The sequence below is a fragment of the Novosphingobium sp. genome, assembly GCF_037133355.1.
Lineage (GTDB): Bacteria > Pseudomonadota > Alphaproteobacteria > Sphingomonadales > Sphingomonadaceae > Novosphingobium.
Map to the genome: position 1 here is coordinate 1 of NZ_JBAXOI010000051.1, position 1,697 is coordinate 1,697.

At 65.2% G+C, this 1,697-nt stretch carries 2 protein-coding genes; both read left to right on the plus strand.

The features are described from left to right. Positions 1-261 precede the first annotated feature (261 nt). On the plus strand, positions 262-1,227 hold the full coding sequence (locus WCL10_RS20485) for a zincin-like metallopeptidase domain-containing protein (protein WP_336897493.1): 966 nt from the start codon (positions 262-264) through the stop codon (positions 1,225-1,227). A gap of 13 nt (positions 1,228-1,240) precedes the next feature. Next, entirely contained in the window at positions 1,241-1,609 is a 369-nt protein-coding gene (locus WCL10_RS20490) for a hypothetical protein (RefSeq protein ID WP_336897494.1), read from the plus strand. The last annotated feature ends 88 nt before the right edge of the window (positions 1,610-1,697 follow it).

A 1,697-nucleotide genomic window follows, 5' to 3' on the forward strand; every position in this document is an offset into this window, starting at 1 on the left:
GCTCCGTCTGAACCGCTGCCCGGTGACCCGGTCAGCGATGGTTCGGACGCCGTCCTTGAGCTTGAACACGCCGATGAGTCCCCCCGCGATCTGGCAGCCTGACCTCCTCCTGACAGGCTGACAGTCATGGGTCCTCGAAGCCGTCCCTCGGGCACATCCCGAGGGGCGGCTTCTCTTTTTCAGTCAGAGGAGAGGAGGCGCCCCTGGGGGCGGAAGCCGTGGGCAGAAGCGCCCACGGGGATACCGATCAGGAGAAGCCCCATGTCCAAGTTCCGTTCTCGCGAGCGTAGTGCCATCTCGCCCGCCGCTCGTATCACCCAGGAAATCATCACCCGGCTCGAAGCTGGAACCAAGCCCTGGGTCCAGCCTTGGCGCGGCGTTCCCGTCTCACGGCCTCTCAGGGCCTGCGGGATTCCCTATCGCGGCATGAACTGTTTCTGGCTGTGGATGGTCGCCGACATGTGCGGTTACGCCTCGCCATTCTGGATGACCTACCGCCAGGCGCAGGAACTCGGCGGACAAGTCCGCAAGGGCGAGAAGTCGACGATCGCGATCTTCTACAAGAGCTACACCAAGGAGGTCGAAGCGCCGGACACAGGCGAGCGCAGCGAGGAAGCGCGCCGCGTGCTCAAGTCATACCCGGTCTTCAATGCCGATCAGGTCGAAAGCCTGCCGGCGTACTTCCGACCCGCTGCGTCGCTGGAGCTCGTCGAGCCGGCAGGCCGCGAGGAGGAACTCGACCGGTTCTTTGCGGCAATCCCGGCCAACCTCCGGAACGCAGGCTCTGAGGCCTACTACGAGCCCGGCATCGACCGGATCACGATGCCGCCGGCAAGCCTGTTCACGGGCTTCGACCACTACTATGCGACGCTCGGACACGAGATGTCGCATTGGACCGGACATCACAGCCGTTTGGGCCGCGATCTCAAGAACCGCTTCGGGAGTGCAGCCTATGCCGCCGAGGAGCTGATCGCGGAGCTGTCGAGCGCGATGCTCGGGGCCGAGCTTGGCCTTCCGGTGGCGCATCTCGATAGCCATGCCAGCTACATCGAGCACTGGCTCAAACTCCTCAAGGACGACGACCGCGCGATCCTGACTGCGGCGGCGCGTGCAGAGGAAGCGGCTGGTCTGCTGCTGAATTTGGGCGGCCGCACCACCCTCGCTGGCGACAGCGACGACATCAGCGATGCGCACGGCGATGACCCCGCCGACGCGCTGGCCGCCTGAGGGGAGAGGGTCGATGGGACGTTCTGTCAGCTATCCCGCCGGAGCGGTTGTCGCATTCCAGGTGCTCGACATCGACGACGACGACGGCGACTGGGATTTCGAATTCGAATGGCTGCGCGAAGATCTTGTCGAGCGCGCACGGGCGGCGTTTCCTTCGCTGGAGCCACAGCAAGGCTGGCGCGGCCGCGAGGACCGCATCCTGCTGCGCAACGCTTATGCGGATTTCGGGATGTCGGTCTACGGCAGCCTCGTTGCCGTGTGGATGGCCGAGCGCGAGGACGGACCCTACTGGGAGAATGACTGGCGACACCCCCGAGCCGGGCGGGCCCGCCGCTGGCTGTCGCAGATCACCCCGCGTTTCGACGCGCTGTTTGGTCAATAGGAATGCCTTGGCCACATGTCGAACGGGGAGGGCGTCTACCGCAAGCGTGCTGCTTGATCGGCTTTGTCCGCAGCGTCAGGTGGCCTCC

Excerpts from the sequence above, each read along its gene's own strand:
- WCL10_RS20490 (WP_336897494.1), top strand. The coding sequence starts at position 1,241 with ATGGGACGTTCTGTCAGCTATCCCGCCGGAGCGGTTGTCGCATTCCAG.
- WCL10_RS20485 (WP_336897493.1), top strand. The coding sequence starts at position 262 with ATGTCCAAGTTCCGTTCTCGCGAGCGTAGTGCCATCTCGCCCGCCGCT.